Genomic DNA, 23223 nt, shown 5'->3' with positions numbered 1-23223 from the left:
GTCCGGGTCGGCCCCGAGGGCGTCGATGATCTGCCCGTACAGGCCTTCCAGGACGGGGTCCGGGGTCGGCTCGTGGATGACCAGACCGACGTGCCCGTCGTACCGGGTGCCGTAGGTACGCAGATACTCCGACAGCTCGCCGGCCGGGGGCCCCTGGGTTCGGAGGGTGCCCTGCTCGCCGGAGGTGTCCGGAGCCGGATCCTGCCCCGGAGCCGAGGAGCCGGCGGGGCCAGGGGGGCTCTGGATGGTGGGCGAGGTGATGGTGGTGGGGTTGGGCCGGTCCAGCCACGTCTTGCTCCAGCTGCCCGGCGTCCCGGTAGCCGCCTCGGGCAGGGCGACGATCCGCAGCGGGGCGGACGCGGCACCCGCGGGCGGAGTCGTGGGCACCACCGACAACGGACCGCTGTAGGCCCAGTGGTTGCGGCCCGTATGGTCGGAGAACTGCTGCGACAACGACACCGCACGCCCCGCGCTACCCGCGCCACCCGTGCCGCCCGCACCGGACGTGACGAACACCATCGGCACACCGAGGGGTGTCACACGCAGCAGCGGGGCCAGGTCCAGCAGCGCCATGAACTCCCTGTCGGCCAGCCGCAGCGCAGGCATCCCCGGCAGGTGCAGGACCACGAAACCGTCGGCGTCGGTATCCGTCCACACCGCCATGACGTCCTCGGGCTCCCCGGGAGCCGTCCACGCCGCACGGAGGTACTTGACGGAGGACCCGTCGGCCGCCTGGTCCTGCCTGCCGACGATACGCAGATACACCCCGTCCGGCGCCGGCGTGCCGCTCCAGTTGTAGCCCCGGACCTTCTCGCCCTCCTTGAGGAGGTGCGCGGGCCCGAACGCCCCCTTGGACGCGAGATGGAAAGCGGCCAGCGTGAAGTGGTCCGACGGATCCAGCCCCGCCGCGATGGCCTGCGCCGTCAGGAACCACAACTCCTGCTTCTTCGCCGGGGTCCACTGCTCGCCGGGGGACATGTGGAGCACCTCGCGCCCCAGCCGCTCCGTGGACACCGCATCCATGCCGCCCATCTGCCGAGCGGCACCGGCCATCGCCCAGAACGCCCACGTCACCTCCGGCCGGGTGACCGGCCCGTCCCCGGGCCTCCTCAGCACGTTCCGGACCAGACCCGCACCCCCCTTCGTCATCTGGGCCAGGGCGTGCCGGATGAACGGATTCCCGATGTCCTCGCCCAGCCGGGCGTCCGGCTTCTGCGCCAGTCGCGTCGCGGCGAAGTCCAGAACCTTCCGGTAAGCCTCCTTGTCCGGCGTCGTACCGCCCACACGCTGCGCGATGAAGGTCCACAGCTCCATCCGGAACGGCGTGAACCGGCCCAGTTCCGGATCGTTGGCACGCATGATCTCCATGGCACCGATGCCCTTGAGCAACCGCTCGTGCAGGCCACGGTCCGCCTCGGCCTCCGGACCGAACACGATCCGCAACGCCCGCACCAGCCGGAGAGTGATCGCGCGCACCTCGGGCGCGGCCTCGCCCTCACCAGAGTGCAGACCCGCCTTCCGGGCCATCTGGTCCAGCTCGTGCGGCAGCGGCTCGGGCACCGAGTCCCCACGACGCCCGGCCACACCACCGGGGGTGTCGATCAGGATGCGCGTGTCGGCATGGAAGCCACTGCTCATCATCGACCCGTTGGTCACCCGACGGCTCGCGTTCGCCGTGTGCTGAGCGAGGGACACATCCGCCAGCGGATCGGGCAGCGGTGGCGCCGGCCGGTTGTCCAACTGCGGCAACAACGGATTCCCCGCCGAGTCACTGAAGCACACCTCCAGCCCCACGCGGTGGCCTTCCGGCAGCTCGGCCACCTCGGGCAGCCCGCCGATGTACCGCCCGCCGTCCGCAGCGGACAGCCACACCGACCGGCCATCACGCAGAGCCAGCTGCAGGCCGCCCGGCAGCCCGTGGGAGACGTACGCGTACACCGCCGGATCCGGGGTCCTCGTCTCCTCGCTGACCAGCGCCGTCCGGGCACCCGACGGCACCAGATGCACCAGCTTCTTCGCATGCAGATACGACCGCAGCTTCTCTTCCCGGTCCCGCGCGTCGTCCCCGTGCGACATCCGGCCGAACCGCTCATTGCGGTCGGAAACCAACGGCCGGGAATCCACATCGCTGTCACGGAACTTCGTCCCGTCCAACGCCGTCCACTCACGGTCCTGGAACGGCGCGGACTTCGCCGTCGGATGGAACGGCACCCATGCACCGAGCGGCTGGTCAGGACCGTGATCGATCAGCGCCGGAACGTGTTCGCGCTTCTTGTTCCGCACCAGACGTCCGTCACCACTGGGCGCCCACACCGTCCGGCCCAGCCGATTCGCGACCACCCGCATGTACTCCAGGTACCGCTCGTTCGCCAGGTGCGGCACCACCAGCACCACCGGCACGTTCTTCGGCAGCTTCGCCAGTTCGGGGTCCGCGGCCAGTTGCGCCGCCAACTCCTCGGCGTTCAGCACCCGCTCATCGCGGAAGCGCACACCATCCGGAGCGCTCTGACCCCACACGGCATACGCCACGTCACCCCACGGCGCGTCCGCGTCCGCACCCGCCACCTCCTTCAACGAGGCATCCGGCTGCTCCTCGAACACACGCACCCGCCCGAGCCGCAGCTGACGCACCTTCTCGCCCGTCAGGTTGCGCCCACGCGGCCCGCCCGACGCGTTCGTCATCAGCGTTTCCGGTGACAGCAGTGAGCCGGGCGAGGGCTCTCCCCCCTGACCGATCGTCAGCGCCCCGATGTCCGGCATCTGTGCCGACGCCGGATCCGGATCGCCGAAGAGGACCACGTCCTCCCCGACGGTGGAGGGCCCAGGGGTGATCTTCTGCCGGGTGGCCGCGATCCACTGGCCCGGGGCCTGGGTGGCCGGGTCCGGGCCGGCGACGATGGTGAGCGGGGCCGACGGATCGGCGGCGGTCAGTGTGAGGGGCGCGCTGTAGGCGAAGGCGGGACGGCCGGTGAGCTGGGAGTACCGCTTCACCAGTTCCGGCCTCAGGGCCCCGGGGCCGGAGGTCAGGAACAGGACGGGAGTACCCAGGGGCCTGGTGCGCGTCATCGGTTCCAGGCTCATCAGCGCCAGGAACTCGTCGTCGGACAGCTCGATCAGAGGTGCGCCGGGCAGGTGCAGCACCACGTTCCCGGCCTGGTTCACATGAACCAGGTTCAGGATGGGGTCGGGCAGCCCCGGTCCGACCCATTCCGGCACGACCTGCTGGGTGGTGGTCCCGCCCGGCCCCTGCGTGATCTGGTCCACGCTGCGCCAGTTGACGCCCTCGGGCGCTGGTTGCCCGCTCCAGTTGGCGCCCTGTGTCGTCTGTCCCTGCTTCAGCAGATTGGCCTTGACGAACGCGAAATCCTTCAGGTGGTAGGCGGCCAGCAGGTCGCGGTCGGTGACGTCCAGACCCTCGGCGAGGGCCTTGGCGGTCAGGGCCCAGAGTCTTTTCTGCTTCGGCAGGTCCCACGGGCCCGTGTCGGGCAGGTGGAGCACACCGCGGCCGTGTGCCTCCCGGTCCGCCGGCGGTATCTCGTTGAACAGCATCTTCGCGGCCCGGACCATCGCCCAGAGGGTGGACGCCACCTGCCGCGGGCTCGCGTTCGCGGCTGCGGGCAGCCCCTGAACGGTACGCAGCACGGCCTCGCCCGAAGCGGCGAGCTCATTGAGCGTCACCTTCAGCGCCGGTGCCGGGACCTCCGTGCTGAGCTCCGCATCGGGATCCGCGGCGACACGGGCACGGGCGAAGTCGAGGAGAGACTCATAGGCCGCCGCGTCCGGGGTCCTCCCACTGTGCTGCTGGGCGTAGAAGGACACCATGTCCTTCCGCAGCGGGGTGACCCCGCTGAGCGCCGGATCGTTCGCACGCATCGTCTCCAGCGCGCCGATGCCCTTGACCAGCCGCTCGTACCGGCCCCCCGGCACACCACGGTCGCTCTCGACGTCATTGCCGAAGAGGTCCCGCAGGCCTCGCACCAGCCGCAACGTGGTCGCACGGGTCTCCGCCGGTACGGCACCCGGCCCCGTGTGCAGACCCGCGTCACGCGCCAGCCCGTCCAGCTCAGGATCAAGCGGCTCGGGCAGGAACGTGACACGACGCGCCTTCTGCCCATTGGCCGCGGCGAACAGCACACGAACGGTATTCGTCATACCGGTCCGCCCGGTGGCCGAAGTCGTCTCCCGCCTGCTCTCGTTGGCGGCGTACTGAGCGAACGGAACGTCGTCCCAGGGGTCGTCGACGTGGGCCGGCGGCTGGGTCGCGGGATGGTTCCGGCGCGGATTGCCCTCCACCGCGCCGTAGCAGATCTCCAGGCCCATCCGGTGCCCCTTGGGCAGCTGACGCACCTCGCGCAGCCCGGCGATGTAACGCGCGGCGTCCCGCTTGCCCAACCGCACCTTCCGGCCGTCGCGGAGGGCGAGCGATATCCAACCGGGTTGCGCGTGTGCGGCGTAGACGTAGACCGCCGGATCGGGGGTTATCTCCTCGGTCTCCACGTCCTGATGGTCGGAGCCGGCCGGAAGCGTGTGCACGAGCCGCCGCATGTCGAGGTACGACTTGAACTGCTGCTCCGACCTCCGCAGGCCCTCGCCGTCCGGCGCCGAGATCCGGCCGAACCGCTCGTGGTCCTCGGAGACCAGGGGCTGGCTGCTCACCTCGCTGTCCCGGAACGTGATGCCGTCCAGCGACGTCCACTCCCGGTCCTCGAACGGCAGCGTCTCGGCCAGAGGCTCGTAAGGTGCCCAGACGCCGACCGCCTTCTTCGCGTCACTGTCGACCAGCGCCGGAAGATGCGCGTTCCCCGACGCGACCAGACGCCCCTCACCACTGGGACCCACGACCGGCCGGCCCAGCCGGTTCGCCAGCATCTGCAGATCCAGCGTCCGCTCCGCGAACGGCACGACCAGGAGCACCGGCACATGCTTCGGCAACCGCGCCAACTCGGGGTCGGCGGCCAGCACATCGGCCAGGGCCCCCGTGTCCAGCACCCGGCCGTCAGGGACACGGAGGCCACCGGGGTCACCGTCCGCCGCGACGACATACGTCTCGTCCGGCCACGACGCGTCCTCCTCCGACGCGATCCTCGCCGGCACACCCGGCCGGGCCTCCATCACACCCACCCGACCGGACCGCACCCGGCTCACCGTCTTGCCCGTCCAGTTCCGCCCCTGCTTCTCACCCGACGGACCCACCATCAGGGTCTGCGGCGACAGCATCGGGTCGGTTCCACCGGTGACAGGGCCCGTTGTCTGGCGGAGCGTCTTCGGCGGCTGCCGGGTGGCCTTGGTCCAGTGGCCCGGGGCCTTGGTGGCCGGGTCCAGGAGAGCGGTGATGGTGAGCGGGGCCGACGGATCGGCGGCGGTCAGCGTGAGCGGCGCGCTGTAGCCGAAGGCGGGACGACCGGTGCGCTCGGAGTACCGCTCCACCAGCTCCGGCCTCAGGACTCCGGGACCGGAGGTCAGGAACAGGACGGGAGTGGCCAGGGGCCTGGAGTACCGGTCCGGATCCAGGTCCAGCAGCGCCAGGAACTCGTCCTCCGACACCGGGAGAGGAGTGCGGCCGGGCAGGTGCAGCACGATGTTCCCGGCCAGGTCCACCTCGACCAGCTTGAGGATGGGGTCGGGCTGCCCCGGTGCGGCCCAGTCCGGCACGACCTGTTGGGTGGTGGTGGTCCCGCCCGGCCCCGGCATCGTCTGGTCCACGCTGCGCCAGTTGACCCCCTCGGGCGCGGGCACGTCGCTCCAGTAGACGCCCTGGACGTTCTCCCCTTGCCAGAGCAGAGCGGCCGGGCTGTACGCGCCGGTCTGCTTCAGGTGGTAGGCGGCCATCAGGTCGCGGTCGGTGATGTCCAGACCCTCGGCGAGGGCCTTGGCGGTCAGGACCCAGAGTGTTTTCTGCCTCGACAGGTCCCACGGGTCCGTGTCGGCCATGTGGAGCACAGCGCGGCCGTAGGCCTCCCGGTTCGCCGGCGGTATCCCGTTGAACAGCATCTGCGCGGCCCGGACCGTCGCCCACATGGTGGACGCCACCTGTCGCGGGCTCGCATTCACCCCGGCGGGCAGCCCCTGGACGGTACGCAGTATGGCCTCGCCCGAAGTGGCGAGCTCGTTGAGGGTCACCCGCAGAGCCGGCGCCGGCACCGCCGTGCTGAGCTCCGCATCGGAATCCGCCTCGACGCGGTCCCGGGCGAAGTCGAGCAGGGACTCATAGGCGGCGGTGTCCGGGGCCCTCCCACTGTGCTGCTGGGCATAGAAGGCGACCATGTCCTTCCGCAGCGGAGTGACCCCACTGAGCGCCGAATCGTTCGCACGCATCGTCTCCAGCGCACCGATGCCCTCAAGCAACCGCTCGTACCGGCCACCCGGCACACCACGGTCCTTCTCCACCTCATTGCCGAAGAGATCCCGCAACCCCCGCACCAGCCGCAACGCGGTCGCACGCGTCTGCGCCGGCACCGGACCCGAATCCGTGTGCAGACCCGCGTCACGCGCCAGCCCGTCCAGCTCATCATCAAGCGGCTCGGGCAGGTACGTGACGCGACGCCCCTTCACGCCGTTGGCCGCGTCGAACAGCACACGATCGGCATGGGTCATGCCGGTCGCGCTGGTGGCCGAAACGGTCTCCATCCTGCTCTCGTTGGCGACGTACTGACCGAACGGAACATCGCCCCAGGGGTCGTCGACGTGAGGCGGCGGCTGGCTGTCGGAGTGGTGCTGATTCGGATCGCCGTCCGACGCGCCGAAGCAGACCTGCACGTCCATCCGGTGGCCCTTGGGCAGCTGGCGCACCTCGCGCAGCCCGGCGACGTAACGCGCGGCGTCCTGCTTGCCCAACCACACCTTCCGGCCGTCGCGGAGGGTGAGCGTCACCCGGCCGGGCTTCCCGTGCGCGGCGAAGATGTAGACCGCCGGATCAGGGGTCACCTCCTCGGTATCACCGTCCAGCAGGTCGGAACCCGCCGCGATCTTGTGCACGAGTCGCCGCATGTCGAGGAACGACTTGAACCCTCGCTCGAACGCCCGCTGCTCGCCGCCGGACACCGAGATCTGGCCGAACCGCCCGTGGTTCCAGGAGGTCAGGGGGCGGGTGTCCACGTCGCTGTCCCGGAACTTGGTCCCGTCCAGGGACGTCCATTCGCGGTCCTCGCCCTGCAGTGTCGCGGGCAGCGGATCGAACGGCACCCAGAAGCCGAACGGCTTCTTCGGGTCACGGTCGACCATCACCGGAAGATGCGCGTTCCCCGACCCGTCACCGACCAGACGCCCCTCACCACTGGGACCGATCACTTTTCGGCCGAGCAGGTTCGACAGCAGTTGCAGATCCAGCGTCCGCTCCGCGAACGGCACAGCCAGGAGCAACGGCACATGCTTCGGCAACCGCGCCAACTCCGGGTCGGCGGCCAGCACCTCGGCCAGCGTCTCCGTGTCGAGCACCCGGCCGTCGGGGACACGCAGCCCGCCGGAGTCACCGTCCGCCGCGACGACATACGTCTCGTCCGGCCACGACGTGTCTTCCTCCGACACGATCTTGGCCAGCACTCCCGGCCGTGTCTCGATCACGCGCACCATTTCGGGCCGCACCCGCTTCACCGGCTTGCCCGTCCAGTTCCGCCCCTGCCTCGCACCCGCCGGGCCTGCCAGCAGAGTCTGCGGCGCCAGCATCGGATCGGACGCACCGGCGAAGATCTTGGACGTGCCGTCCTCGCTCTCGTCGTCGCTGTCTTCGTCGCTCTCCTCGTCGCTCTCCTCGTCGGCAATGTTCAGGTTGGCGACATCGAGGCCGGCAGTGGCATCGCCTGCGACGTCATCATCGCTGTCGCTGTCGTCGTCGCTGTCGCTGTCGGATTCGCCTGCCGCCGGGGCGGCGGAAGAAGGCTGCGCGGCAGCCGACGCCTGTCCCGGGAACTTGTGCAGGGTGCCCTGTTCGTCGGAGGTGTCCTCCAGGGCAGCGGGCTGCCGCGTCTGCCAGTGGTCCGCCTGCTGGGCCGGGTCCCCGGCCAGCACGATCACGTTCTCACCGCGGTCCGCGTCGAAGACCAGCTCACCCGGCAGCTCCGCCAGCGCCGTCGTCCGCGCCGTCCCCCCGCGGCCCGCGACATGGCCGGGCAGCGAACCGGGATTGGTGTGAGTGCCCACCATCAGCAACGGCATGCTCAGCAGATGCATCTGCGCGTCCCGATCGTGCCGCAGCAGCGCCGCGATCTCCCTGCCCGGTATCCAGCGACGGGAACCGTCGGGCCACGGCATCGACACATGCCCGTTCGTACTGTCCGCCAGCACCAGGAACGCGTCCGCCTGCGAACCGGACCCGGCCTTCGGCCACGTCTGATCGAACGGCACCCCACCCGCGAGGGTCCCGTCCGGCGACACCACATAGCCCCGCACACCCACCGGACCGTTGACCGGGTCACCGGTCCAGTTGCGGCCCGCCGGCAGACCCCGGGACGTGAACACCCGCGTGCTGTCGTCCAGGGCGCCGTTGCGTACGAGGTCGAACGCCGCCAACTCGGCGGCATCGGACGGATCGAAGCCCGAGAGGGCGGCCCCCGCCATCAGCCACAGCAGCCTGTCCCGCGCCTCGTCCGGCGTCGGCTCGGGACTCGCGGCGGGCAGATGCAGAGCCTTCTTCGCCAGCGCGACCGGGTCGTCGAAACCGTGCAGCGCCTTCGCGCCCTTGACCGTCCCCCAGACCAGCTTCGTCACGTCCGCGCTGGTCACGGACTGCGTGTCCGGCAACCGCAGCACATCGGCCGTCAGCTGGGCGAGGTTCTCGCCGTGCAGCCGCTTCAACGCCCAGTCCAGAGACGGCATGTCCACGTAGCCGTGCAGGGACAGCGCCCCGGACGCCGCGTCCTCGGCCCGCTTCGCCGCGTCGAGCAGGACCAGCCGGATCTCGCCCGGCGTCGGCGCCTCGTTGCTCGTCCGCCGGTAACGCGCGTGCACCACCAGATGCAGATGGTTCAGGCTGAACGGCCCTGTCACCGGCAGATGCTTGTCCGCCGCCCGCATGTTCTCCAGCGCACCGAGACCCCGCAGCAGCTGCCGGTACTCACCCGCCGGATCGGCCTTGCTCGCCTCGATGTCCACGAGGAACGTCCGCCGCAACGCACGGACCAGCCGCAACGTCGTGTCCAGCGTCTCCTGCGCCACCGGACCGGAACCGTCGTGCAGCCCCGCCCACTGCGCCAGCTCGGCCAGCTCCCCGGGGTTCGGCTCCTTCTTCAGCAGCCGCCGCACACCCTTCTCACCCGACGGATCCGCCATCGTCCCCCGCTTGACCGTCGTCCGATTGCGGAACAACGCGTTGGGACGATCCGTGGCGAGGACTCCGGCCGCCTCGCTGCCGTTCGCCAGACCCTGTGCGTACGAGACGATCCCCAGCGGATCGAACACGTACGGCGCCAAGGCCGCGTCGGACAGATACGGCAGATCCTCCGCCTGCGCGTCGGCCCAGCAGGCGCCCAGGTCGATGACCGCTTTCTTGCCCAGCTTCTTGAAACTGGGACGGCGCTTGAGGAACCGGCCCGTCTCCGGACCATCCACCTCCACCGCCCGACGAGCGCCCGTCCGCTCCATCACACCGCGCAACGGCACACCGTGCAGATACCAGTGGTAGACCGGCCCGTCGACCTCCAGCAACGCCTCCGCGTCACCGAACAAATTTTCACTGACCGGATCGAACTGCGCGAACTGGCCGATCTCCGTCAAACGGTCGAACATCGGCTCGTTCACGACCAGATCGGCATCCGACATCGTCACCCGGCCGATCGACCGGCCCTTGTCACCGATGGTCCGAACCTTGATCTCGCTGTCCGGGATGACCGTGCCGTCCAGCGCGGTGACCCAGCCCTCCTCGACCTCCCCGTCCGGACCTAGATCATCACGCTGACCGGCGAACCAACCACCCAGCGGCTTCCCTTCCGACGACCGGAGGTTCTCGACCACGATCCGGTTGAGGCCACTCGCCGAGTCATGCACCAGCCCGACGGTGCCGCTGTGCCCCCACACCTCGTCCTTGCCGGACCTGAACGCGATCCTCCGGGGCATCGTCAGCCCCTGGTCACCGGATCCCGACCACACCAGCACAGCCGGCACCCGCGCGCCGCCTGCGGTCATCCCCGGGTCCCTCGCCAACAGCTCGACGAGTTCCTCCAGCGACACCCGCAACTCGCCCTGGCCCCACGGGATCATCACGTGATCGTGACCGCCCTTGGCCACCACCACATACGCACCCGCGTCGTCCGACCACAGCGGATCCAACGGCCCCTGGAACTCGCCACCACGACGCTGGAAGTACTGCGACGTATCCACCGGACCAACCGGATCGGACGTCAGGTTCAACCCCTGATACGAACCATCCCCCGCAACAATGTGCCGCTCGGGATTGAGCACTCCCGCCGAAGCCAGGTGGTACGCACCCAACGCCGCCACACTCGACGACCACCCGGCGGCGATCGCGCTCTCCACCAACTCGAACAACTGGCGCCGCTGCTCTTCGCCCACCTGGGCATCCGGCCCCAGGTGCAGAATCCCCCGCGTCAACTCCTTGATGTCGAACGCACCATCGCCCGACAGCGAGGCAAGCACCCGCACAGCTTCCGTGAACGGCGGCACCGCGATCTCGATCGTCGCCTGCCCGTCCGAACTGCTCCCGGCGGCCATATCGATACGGACGCCACGGCTCAGACCGTCCCGTCCCGTGATCTCACGCAGCGCGGTCTCAAGACGCGCACGGAACACACCCTCGACAGCGGTCGCACGCCCCTGCGCAGTGGGCGCGTCGTCGCCGTACCCAGTGATCCGCACCTGAGGCACCAGGGCCCCCGCCCGCATATTGCGAGCCGCCACCTCCGCGAACTGCTGCGCCAACTCCTCGATCCGCTGCGTCCGCCCCGGCCCCAGGGTGGTGGAACCGTTCTCGAACGGGATCCCCGACCGCTGCGGCAACGACTCCGCTGCACCGGCCGGCTGCTCCGCACCGGGCGCCCCGCCGGCGCCACGGGGCGGCAGGCCCAGACCGTGCCGCAGCCGGCCCGCCACGTCCACGCCCGTCCGCGCGTCCGGCCCGTGCACCGCCAGATGTTCGGCCACTTCCCGTACCGCGTCGCGGAACTCGCTCCCGGCGTACCGGGAGTCCGCGAGGACGGGATGCAGTTCCAACGGCAGTACGAGGGACACCGCGCGGTGCCACGCGTCCGCCGGGTCCGTCCCGGCCGGGACTCCGGCGGCCCGGGAGGTGGCGAGCGCGAAGTCCTCGTACGCCTCCAGCCACACCCGGCGCGACGCCCGCGCCGCCGCCGCGTCCAGCGTCTCGTCCCACGGACCGGGCCCGGCCATCAACAGGCGTACGTGGTCGAGCGGTCGGAGATCGCTGTCACGTACTTGAATCTCACCGTTCAGGGCGAGCTGAATGGAGGGGCTCCCGGTCAACGAGATGCCCGCCTTGCCCAGTTCGACCGTGCTCAGCGTCTCGTCCGGGCCGAGCCTCGGTGAGTTCTCGGACAGGTCCTCGGCCGTCACCAGCGCGGCGGCCAGTTGCCGTTCGGCGTCCGTACGGCTGATCCGCGGGACCACCGCGACTGCGGCGGCGTCCGCGGCGGCGTCGGCGCCGAGGTCCCGCAGCCGGTCCACGGCCACGTCGAGCGCCGCGCGCGCCCATCGGATCTCTTCCTCGGCTCCGTCCAGCCGTGCTGCGGCATCGCTGCCGCTCCTGTTCGTCTCCACGCCCTCGTTGAGGAGCGACCACATGCGCGCGGCCTGGTTGAAGGCGTCGAGGGCCGCCTCGTGGTCCCGGCGGGCCTCGTCGATCTCGAACGCGACCGAGTTGTCGTCCGGGGCCTTGCCCTTGCCCTTGTTCCCGCCGGTGTCGTCCTTGGTCCCGTCCAGGTCGACGGGCTCGGCGTCACTGCCCTCGTAGTGGTTGTTGCCCGTGTAGTAGACCTGGATCTGCCGGGGCGCCGAGTCCGGCCCGACGGTGGTGACCAGCCGGTCCGGCCGCCCGTCGCCCGGTACGAGGATGTCGGCCCTCAGGTCGAAGGCGTGCGCGACGAGCGGTGCGAAGATCTCGCCTTCCGGCGTGTTCCAGCGCGTGCCCCAGTTCTCGACGGCCTCTGTGATCGCGGCGTACTCGTCGGACTCCAGCGGCGCGGAGCTTCCCGTGTAGGCACCCTTGAGCAGCTTGCGCAGCCCGCTGGCGCCGAGGGAGTCCACGGTCGGCAACTGACCTTGTTCGGCGAGGTAGTTGAAGAGGTCCCGGCCTTCGGCGGTGCCGGCGATGGCCAGCACGTCCGCCTCGGTGGTGCCGGGTGGGAGCGACCGTGTACGGGCCTCGACGTAACGCGTTCGCAGAACGGCGTCGCCGAGTGCCTCCAGTGTCACGGTGTCGATGTCGTGGTGTGCGACCTGGGCGAGCAGTTGGTCGCGCTTCATCGTGTCGAAGCGGCGGGACAGGTTCGCCGTCTGATGTCCCCGGAACTGCATGCGGGTCGTGCCGTCCAGCCCCGGACCGCCCGCCTCCGCGCGCTTCAGGAACTCCAGCACCTGCGCGCGCATGGCCTCGGCGACGGCGGGTGACAGGTCGGTGGGGAGGGTGCCCCCGGGGCGGCGCAGTTCGTCGCGTACCGCGTCCGGGACCGTGAGCCAGGCGTGGGCGGCGGGGTTCGACGTCTCCAGGCCGGGGATGCGGTCGCGGATGTGCAGGGGGGCGCTCGCCATGAACGAGGAGAGGATGCACCGTCCGTCGGGCGGCACCGGCAGCCGCCGCCCGCGTCCGGGCCCGGACGTTCCCGTGCCCTTGCCCTTGCCGGGCCCTGTGCTGTCCTTGTCGGTCCCGGTGGTGTCCTTGACCTGCCCGTCGGTCCCCGCCTCGGTCCCGGCCTCGGTTCCCGCGTCGGTCCCCGCCCCGGTCTTCTGGCCGGTCACGACGTCGGCCGTAGCCGTCTCCGTCCCGTCGGTGCCCTTCCCCGACGTGTCGGAGTCCGTGCCGGGCACCTCCGTACCCTCGACCGAACCGGTGGTGTCCCCGTCCGCCGGGGGCGTGACCAGGACCGGCGGTGCCTGCACCGGGAGCGCCAGCTGGTAGCGGCCGTCGGCCAGGCTCATCACCACATGCGGCGGCGGGGAGTTCGCGGGGACGGCGACGCCCAGCTTCCCCTCAAGGATCTCGGTGTTCCGGCCGGGGCCGGACGCCGGGCCGAAGTCCTGGAAGTTTCCGTCCTCGTCGACGACGGTGACGCGCACGGGCAACGCCCGGACCGCGAGCGCCGGGCGCAGGTCGGACGCGGAGTGGTTCCATCCGGCCTCGTCGTCGGCGTCGGCGGGACGGTTCAGCTGTGCCTCCGCCAGGCCCGCCCGGACCTGGGGGTCCAGGTCGACCGAGAGCGGGATCATGCTCGTGTCGTCGAACTCGGCCCGTTCCAGGGCTCCTTGCGGCAGGTCGAGCCCCGCCGCGGTGATCTCGCCCGCGGTGAACGTGTCCGCCTCGTCCGGAGCGACGAAGTCGAGCAGGCCGGTCTCGCTCGGGTCGGTCAGCCTGCTCGCCAGCAGCTCGCGCAGCCTGGTGACCGCCCCCGCCGGATCACTCACGTCGACACCCACCGCCGGGAGCAGCTCCGGGGCGGCCCGGTCGATGCCCTGCGCGAGCGCGTGGAAGAACCCGCTGTCCCTGGGTACGTCGTGGAGCGTGTACTCCGTGCCGTCGGGAGAGGTGAGGCGCGTGTCCGCGTCGGTGCCGGTCCTGGTGTAGCGGGACGGCTCCGGCTTCTTCGGGGACGCGTACCTCACCGCCGGGGGCTCGTCGAGACCGTCGAGCCGCTCCCGGCCCTGCTCGGTGGCCGCGAGCTGGTGCCACCGGGTGAGGTCGTCGGCGCCCGCGCGTATCCGGTGGTACTCGCTCGCCAGGGTCTCCGCCGTTTCCCTGAGCGTGTCCAGCTGGGCGGGCAGCGCGTCGTAGGCGCCGGTCGCCGACTCCAGGCTGCGCCGTGCGGTTTCGGCCGCCCGCCTGGCGGTGCCGAGGGCCGCTTGTGCCGTCTCGTAGCGGGTCCGGACGGCGATGTACGCGTCACCGGCTGCTCCCGTACCGACCGCGAGTCCCTTCCCCGGGACGGCGCCGCCGAGTTCCGGCACCGTGTCGAGGGCCTCGTACGCGTCCGCCGCCGCGTCGAACTCCCGCTGGGCGTCGGCGACCGTCGCGTCCGCCGTTGCAAGGACGCTCTGCGCCGCGTCCCGCTCGCCCTTCAGGCCGGGGGCCGTGCGGCGCTTCTCCCAGTACGCCTGGTCCGCCGCGACCCAGTCGTCGCTGACGTCCTTGACCGCGTCCCACGCCGTGGCGACGCTGTCGGGGAAGTTCGTGTCGTCGATCAGCCGCAGGTCCCGGGCGATGTCCTCGCGTACCCAGGCGATGACGTATGCGTCCGATTCGAGCGCCTGCGGTCCCGTCCTGGCCCTGCTGAAGGTCCCGCCGCGGATCCTGTTCGCCGCCCTGGAGTCCAGGACACCCCGGTGTACGGCGGCGACGCTGAGCCAGGTGGCGGGGAAGGCGAACAGGAACGACCGGCCGGTGGCCGGCTTGAGGTGGCGTGACGTCAGCTGGTCGGCGGCGATCACGACCGCGTCGCCCTCACCGTCGTGGGGGCCGGTGCCCTGCGTGCCCGGCTGGTTGAAGCCGGTGGCACCCTCGACCAGCGCCCCGGCGCCCCACGTCGAGTCCTGGGTGTTCTCGCTCGACCCCGAGGTGTTCGCGGTCTCGCTGCTCCGCCTGAGGACTTCCAGCCGCCTGCCGTCGGCGACCGTCAGCAGGGTCCCGGCGCTGAAGTCGGGCGTCGAACTCAGCGACAGCGCGCCGGAGTCGGTACCGAGCAGGAGGTACTTCTCCACCAGCCCCGCCACCTGGTACGGGTCGGCTTCCAGCGTCTGCGGGTAGAACGCGCTGAGCGCCGAGTAGCTGGTGCCGTCCTCCAGCGCCTGTGCCGAGCCTGTACCGAGCCGGGTCAGGCCGGTCCGCTTGGCCTTCTGGAGGAGCCTGTCCAGCTCCGTCCGGTCCGGACCGCCGTCGGCTTCGAGGGCGGCGAGGGAGAAACCCGCGTCGTACGCCTTGGTCAGCGCGAGGTCGTTGGCCGCCCGGATGTTCTCCACCCCGACGATCCCGCGGACGTGGAAACCGTTCTCGGGGAACGTGAACGGCCGCTCGACGCCGTCCCCGTACCGGACCTGGAGTTCCTGGCCCGGCCGCCTCGACGGGAGGGCTCCCGGCCGGGGCGTCTTCGTCAGCACGTCGGTGAGGTCCGGCGCGGACAGCGGGTTGCCGGCGAGGGACGGGCCGACCGGTACCGGGCCCATCAGGCTGAGCGGGATGTCCTCGCGCAGTTCGCCCGCGTCGTGCTCCTCGACGATCCGCCACCTGCCCAGGAACCGGTCCGCGTTCGAGACCGTCCGCTCGGACGGAGCGTCCCGCAGGCCAGGAGGAGCGTCGGGGGCCGGGCTGTCGTCGGCTTCCAGGGTGATGCGCAGCCGGTACGGGGTGACGATCCGCGCATGCGGTTCGGTGGACGGCGACCGGTAGATCACGGTGGTGGTCGTGGAGTGGTTCGACGCGACCGTGTTGCGGCTGGAGCCGGTGTCGGCGTACGTGGGACCGGCGGCCGGAGCGGACGGCTCGCCGGTGTACACCATCTGGCTGACGGCGGTTCCGAAGTCCGCGCCGGACGAGGCGTCCGAACTCTCCTGGACGGTCTCGGCGGCCTCCCTGTTCTCCTCGATCTCCACACCGTGGTCGAGCCCCATGAACCGGGGCTCCCCCGGGACCAGTTCGGCCCGCGCCCGGACCCACCGGTCGCCGATCCACAGGCCGCCCCAGCCCCATCGGCCGGTCTCGACGGGTACCGAGGGGGCGGTGGTCGTCATCTCCCCCTTCAGCGCGCGTACGACGCGGCCCGTCACCAGCCGCCGGACCCGCTGGCGGTCCGCCTCGTCCAGCCCCAGCCCGCGCATCCTGCCCTCGAACGCGCTCATCGCCGCGTTGGGATCCAGCGCGTTGACCGGGTACGTGCCGAAGGCGGTGCCGCTCATCCATGGCTGGGGCGTCCAGAGCTGCTCCACGTAACGCGGGACGGGGCCCATCCCGTCGTCGATCAGGCCCAGTTCATGCGCGCTCTTCTCGGGCAGATGGCCCACCACACCACCGGGCGAGAGCTGAGTGACGCCCGCCGCCCCGGCGATCAGGCCCGGGATATGCGAGTTGCCCGCCAGGGCGGTCCCGATCCGGCCCATCCCGACCCGGCTCGTCATCATCGCGAACCAGTGCTCGACGTCCCCCGCCACCAGCACCTGGTTGCCGGTCAGGCTCCAGGACATGTCGGTGGAGACGGACCGGCTGACGACCTTGCCCGCCGACCTCGTCCTCGACAGGGGGTTGGCGACAATCCCGTAGTTGCCCAGCGTGCCGGGCCCGGCGGTGGTGGTCGCGGAGTAGACCAGCTGACCGCCGAAGACGAGGCTGCGGCCCGTGCCCACCTTGCCCGACGCCTGGCGTGTGCCGCCGAACGTCAGCTCGGTGTCCATGGGGACCGAGGGCGTGAGGACGCGAAGCCCGTCCACCGTCGTCACATGGCGGAAGCTCGCCCACAGCGTCCCGTACGGCCCCTTGGCCATCAGACCGCTGCCCGCCAGGCCCAGGGGCGCCGAACTCTGGTCGAAGCTCGACGTCATGTACTGGGGCTGGAAGGCACGGACGACCGCTTCCCTGGTGGGCGCGCCCTCCTGCACCAACTGCCAGGCCGCGCCCGACGCATCGCTCATGGCCTGGCCGACCCCGGCGATCAGTACGGGCGACGGCACCATGCTCACGATCGCGAACGGGTGCATCCGGAAGTCCCGGAACGCCTGCGAGCCGCGCCCGGAGAGCAGTGCGGCGGCACCGGGCGTGATGATGTCGCCCGTCGCCAGTTCGAGGGCCTGGTCGCTGTCCATGGACCGGGCGGGCGGCTCGGGGTCCAGGTAGGGGTTGAGCGCGCCGTCGGCATGCGGGTCGGTGGCGGGAGCGTGCAGCTCGGGGACGCTGAGCAGCACCTGCCCGGTCAACGGGCCGCCGCCGCGCGCGGGGCCGATGAGAATGTCCGCCGGCTGGCCTCTGACGATCAGTCCGGGCAGACCGAGCCCGACGCCCCGCAGCAGGCCGCGGGGGCGCCAGTAGCCGCCCCTGCTCGCGGTCAGGGTGAGGTCGTAGCGGTACCGGTGGGAGGGCTTGTTGGTCACCGACAGCATCTCGTTGCCGGCCGTCGAGCCGAAGCCGATCTCCGCGTCCCGCTGCCACCCCTTGCGCAGGCCGGCCGTCAGGCCGAGCGTGTGGCGGCGGAAGCCGGAGTCGTCGGCGCTGTTGCTGCGGCCCGCGAGGGTGCCCTCCACACCCAGCTCCGTGCCGCGCTTCCAGCCCACCTGACCGTCCAGCTTTTCGGCTCCCTGGGTGCCGAAGCGGAGCCCCTGGTCGATCCGTTTGCCCTCGTACCGCCGGTTGGTCAGGTCTCCGTGCACCCAGATGTACCGGTAGCCCTGCCCGATCCGGCCAGGGTCGACGATCCGGATCCGCATGCCGATCGTGGTCAGTGCCTCAAGATTCGCGGAGATGCCCTGCTGCGCGAGCATGCCGAGGATCTCCAACGTGTTGGAGAGCGCGATCTGGTAATGCGCGGCATTGCGCCAGTGCGGGGCAGCGGGCCGGCTGAGAGCCTGCTGGAACAACTCGCCGGGGTTTCGCAGCGAGTTGAGGCGCGCGCGCCAGCTCTTCGGCGCCGGGGCCAGGAGCTGGTCCAGCGGCGCCACCGTCCCCGGGTACTCGGCCGCCACGGCTGCCACCACCTGGTCGGCGAACGCCTCCAGCAAGGTGCGGCCGGTGCCGTCGCCCACGTCGCGGGTCCGTCCGCCGTCCGCGAAGACGAAGTCCACGACCCTGAACATGCCCAGGGTCCGAGGCCGGTCCTGGGTGAGGTAGGCCGGGACGAAGGGGGCCGGCAGACCGGGGCGCGGGGCCACCGTCATCCCGTCGTCCCACCCGGCCAGTCGCCGCGCCTCGGAACCGGACATCCGGTCCAGGCTCCAGGTGTGGAACCGCATCGGAGTGCCGCTGTCGCCGCTCAGCCGTACGTAGACCGACTTCTTGACCAGGTAGAGGGCGGTCTTCTGGTTCTTGAGCTGTGCCACGATCTTGCTGACACCGCTGCCGCCGAGGCCGGTCGAGCGGAGCTTGGCGAACTGGTACCGGAAGACCGCGCCGCCCTGTAGCCGCAGGTCGAAGTCCGCGACGCCCGGGTCGAAGATGTTGAACGAGGGCCCGACAATGGCGTCCAGTCCGGCGCTGGTGCCCGATGCCCGGTTCCTCTCGGTGCGGACCGTCCACTTGTTGATGTCACGCAGTTCGTACAGGGACGTCTCCCCGACGAGCTTCGCCGACTCGGGGACCACCTGTTCCACCACGAAGGCGCCCAGCGGTGTCCTGCGCCGGTCGTCGGCGAACAGCGGCGGGCTGGTGAACCGGCTGTTCCACATCATGCCGCCGTGCCGCTGGAAGCTCTCGCTCGAAAAGAGCGTGTCCAGCTCGCGGTAGGCGGTGCTGCCCGGCAGGACACCGATCCGCTGGGCCGCCCAGTCGCGGATCAGCGCGACGGGGCCGAACCCCTCGATGTGCACGGACCGGTAGTCCGAGTTCCGGTCCAGCCGCAGCGACCGGGGGACCCGGCCCGGCTTCGACATCTTCGTCACGCTGTCGGGCAGGCGCACCAGCAGCCCGTGGCGGACCGTGAAGCTGAATTCCGCCCGTTCGTCGGGGCTCGCCGCGGGCCCCGTCACGAGCTGTCCCCAGGCGTCGGTGACCCGTACCGCGTAGTGGATGTGGTCCAGGTGCGGGCGGGAGCTGTCCAGTGAGCGGGACTCCATCTGGTTCTGCCGCTGGTCGTTGAGCGTATAACCGACCTTGTCGACGAAACCGAACTTGAGGGAGACGCGGCCGAAGGCGCTGAACGGGTCGGCGCCCACCGGGCCGAGCGACGTACCCAGCCCCACCTGGGTGCTGGACACCACGTTCTTGGTCTGCCCGAGCGTCGCGCCGGCCCGGACCATGCTGTCGATCTTGGCGGGGTCGCCGAAGTCGTCCTTGAACTGCTCCCACTGGCCGTGGTGGCGGGCGGTGAGGTGCAGGACGCGGACCTCACCGTCGGCGTTGTAGTACGTGAACGGGCGGCCCCGGTCCGTCACCAGGGACTTCGGCCCGTGCCGCAGGACATGCCAGATACCGGTCATCAGTTCGGAGTCGCCCTCGGGCCGCGCGGCCGGCCGGGCCTGGAGCGCGGTGTCGATGGCCGCGACCACCTGCGCGATGCCACGCAGGACGACCGTGCTCTGCCCGAAGGTGCCCGGACTGGCGGTGAGTTGCCGCTGTACGTGTTCGGGGAGGTTGTCCGGCAGGAGCGACTGGATGTCGTCGATGTAGGCGGGAATCCTGGAGTCGGTGTCCTCGAACCGGGTCTCCTTGCGGGGGCCGGTGCCCGGGGCGGCCATGTCGCGCACCAGACGCGGCGGGTGGCTCTGTTCGAGGGTGGAGTTGATCCACTTCTTCTGGGCCGGCGGACTCTTCGGGGCGACCGGCGGGACGACGGCCGTCTCCGACTCCGTCTGCTGATCGGTGGGCGGCGCGGGGGTGTTGGAGTCCGCGGTGGGCTCCACGACCGTGTCGGTGTCGGCGGGCGTGGACGTCTCGCTGACCGTGCCGGGCACGGTGGACGTGGTCTGTACGGGGACGGCCGGCGCGACGGAGGTGTTCCCGTCGACAGTCCCGGTGGCTGTGTTCCCGTCGGCGCGGGAAGGCGGGTGGACGGGTGGCGCGTCCGCGGGGGCGAGCAACCGCAGGGCCCGCGCGTGGTCGTCGGTGCCGGTGGTCGTGGTCGGCGGCGTCGACGCGCGTGCGGAGAGCGGGTGGTCGCGTACGACCGTGCCGGTGTCGATGACGCTCTCGATGGTCCCCAGGTAGTCCTTGGGCATGACCGGGCCCGCCGGGTCCGGCAGCCGGGTGGAGTCCGCCATCAGGCCATAGCTGTCGCTCTGCCGCAACAGGCGGCGGAAGAGCGAGGCGGCCGACCGGCCCCGGTCCGCGAGGCCCGCGTAGTGGAACAGTTCGTGCAGGGCGGTCGCGTCGTCCCGCATCCGCTTCTCCGCGGCCGCTTCGGGGGAGGCCGTCGGATCGTCGGCGTGGAGGCGCAGATTCAGCTGGTCGGAGTCGCCCGGGTCGAGCGTCCTGCTCAGTGTCACGGCCTCGGGATGATCCGGGGCGGGGGTGAGCACGAGGTCGATGTGCAGTTGATCGCCCGAATCCGGCAGCAGCAGACCGTTGTTGACGTACGTGTCCAGGAGGGTGTTCATCCGGTCCTGGTACGCGCCCAGGTCGTCCGGCCCGAAGCCCTCTCCGAACTTCACCGGCAGGTGCAGGGACGCGTTCCGTACCCAGCGGTTCCTGGAGTCGTCGGCCTGGATCCGGCGGACCCACATACGTATCAGGGTGTCCCGGCCGTCCAGCAGCCCCGGCCCCAGGCTCCCCTTCCCGGGGTCGCGGTCCGGGTCGAAGCGTTCGGTGAACAGCGACTGCGCCGGGGCGGCCTGCCGCTGGGACCACCACTGGTCCTTGCGCACCGGATCGGCCACCGGCACGGCCGGTTCGGGAGTCTGCGCGGCGGGCGCAGGAGTGTCCGGCCCGGGGGTGGTGTCCTGCCCGGCGGGTATGTCCTTTCCGGTGGGTACGTCGGTGCCGACGACCGGCACATCGGAGGAGGACGTACGCAGCCCCGGGGCGATCGCGTCCGGGTTGTTCGCCGCAGGCAGCGGCGGAGGCGGCGGAGGCGCGGTCGCGGGAGCGGGGGTGTCGAGGTCCTGGACGGCGCTGTCGCGCTTTCCGGACCCGGCCGGGTCCGCGATCGCGTCGGCGGGACGGGAGTCGCCGGTCGGCGGCGCCGTCAACTCCTTCGGATCATGGGTGAGTTCGCGCCTGTCCAGCTCGTCCAGCTGCTCCGGCTGCGCGGGCGCGTCGGACTGGCCCGGACGGCCTGGCTGCTGGGTCTGGCCCGGCTGTTGGGTCTGACCGGGCTGTTGGGTCTGACCGGGCCGACTCGGCTGATCCTGCGTGCCCTGGGCGCCGGGTGCCTGCGGTGTGCCCTGGTTGCCCTGCGCGCCCTGGTTGCCCTGCGCGCCGGGTGCCTGCGGTGCGCCCTGCGGGCCCGGGGTCCTGCCCGCTCCCGTGTCGACCGCCGGTGCCGGGCCGGCCGAGGTGACCACGGGAGCCGGGGGCGCGAGAGCGTCGGACTCGGCGTCGGACTCGGATTCGGACTGCGTCCCGGGCCCGTACTGGTTCGTGCCGTCCTGCGCCCCCTGTGCTCCGCCCGGGGTACGGCCGGCCGCCCCGGACCCGGGGAGGTCCTGTCCGGAGGGGGTGTTCCGAAGGTCCGACGTCCCGTCCTGGGCGCCCGTCTTGCCGTCGGGGCCGGTCCGCGCGTCCGCGTCATCCGCGTAGTCCGTGTCGTCGGTCTCGTACCCGGACTCCGATTCGTACAGGCTGTCCGTGTCGTACGTGGAATCCGTGTCGTACGCGCTGTCCGAGTCGTACGCCCCCGGGGCCGTGTTCGTCTTCGGGTTCGTCAGTCCGCCGGGGGTGTCCGTGAGCGGCCCCGGCGGGGTGCTGCGGAGGTCCGGTGTCGTGTCGAGATCGGTGTCGGTGTCGGTGTCGGTGTCGGGCAGGAAGTCGTTGTCCGGTGTGTACGGGGAGTCGGTCGTACGCGAGGACGTGGGCCCGGTCAGGGACCCGCCCTGCGGCCCCGAGGTCAGCGGCGTGGTGGTGGTCAGGGGTGAGGGTGGCGGGGGTGTGGACGACGACAGGGGCGGGAGACCGGTGTCGTCTGTGATGCCTGTGTTGCCTGTGCCGTAGGTGCCGTCCGGCCGTTGGTTCGTCGGGTCGTTGCCCGTCGAGGTGAAGGGGCTCGTGCTGTTCGGCCCGCCGTCATAGCCGCCGAGGGGCAGTGTGTTCGGTGCGAGCGGCGGTGGTGTGTTGAGGCCGAGACCGTCGGGGAGATCGGCCGAGGACGTCGTGTCCGGCTGCGGGGCCACCGGGCGAGGAGGAAGAGGGGACACGTTGGCGGGGTTGAAGTTACCGCTGTTGACCACGCTCGAAGGACCCGGGGAAACAGGAGACTTCGAGGGCCCCGGGCCGTTGTTCCCCGACCCGCCACCGGCCGGATCACTGCCCAGCACGTCACCGGACTTCGGCGGGGGGTTGACCTGGCCGAGCAGGTCCTTGTTGAAGTACTTGTTGTAGACCACCAGGCCGCCGGCGCCCAGACCGGCCGCCGCACCGAGCTCGGCGACACCACTGAGACCGGAGCCGACGAACGTCTCCCACTTGAACTCCCAGTTGCCGTGGAACGCGCCGTTGATGATGACCTCGGCCGCGCTCTCACTGGCACCGGACACCACGAACACCGTGACCACCACGGGCGGCCCGTTCACCAGCCCGTTGAACAGCGGAGTGTCCCGCTTGACGTTCAGCTTGCTGAAGATGTCGTCCAGCAGATTCTTGAAAATGTTCTTGATCGGCGCCAGGAACTTTTCCAGGATCTGCATGAAGAAACCGGTCAGCGCCCCGAACGCCGCCGCCTTGCCGACATCACCCCAGTCGACACCACCCGGCCTGCGCGCACCGGAGTTCAGACCGATCTGCGCCAGCCGGACCGCCAGCGTCTGAACGGCCTCCTCCAACGCCTCCGACAGCGTCGGACTGAGATGACTCATCCGCAGCAGCCGGTCCACGATCAGCAGGATCGCCATCTTTCCCCGGGCCCTGGCCAGGAAAATCTGCGACAGCGAGGCACCACCGGTGAACGCCATCAACGCCGTCAGCAGCGCCAGCTCCGCGATCAGCATGATGATCTCGGAGATGATCTCCCACTTCGACGCCTGGATCTTCTGCGAGTAATCCACCTGCGCGTCCGCGAGACCATCGAGCTGATCCAGCAGCCCCTGCACCGGGTCCGGCCCCTTGCCGTCCCCCACCAGCATGGTCAGACCCGCGATGTACTCATCCGCGACGCGCGGAGGCAGCGAATCACGGGCCTTCCCGATCCTGCCCCGCGCGTCTTCCCGGAGACCATCCACCGCTGTCCGCAGCGAGGAGTAGAGCTTCCTACTCGAGTACGCCAA

At 70.8% G+C, this 23223-nt stretch carries 1 protein-coding gene (only partly in view); it reads right to left on the bottom strand.

The window, feature by feature from the left end; genetic code table 11:
• Positions 1 to 23223: the 5' portion of a lonely Cys domain-containing protein gene (locus ACIOJD_RS08165; RefSeq protein WP_401909706.1), read on the bottom strand. The gene continues 40158 nt to the left of window position 1, outside the view; the window shows 23223 of its 63381 coding nt (coding positions 1-23223); the start codon lies at positions 23221 to 23223; its stop codon lies off the left edge, out of view.

The organism is Streptomyces sp. NPDC088116, assembly GCF_044741745.1.
GTDB lineage: Bacteria > Actinomycetota > Actinomycetes > Streptomycetales > Streptomycetaceae > Streptomyces.
This window is presented reverse-complemented; position numbering and strand designations above follow the sequence as displayed.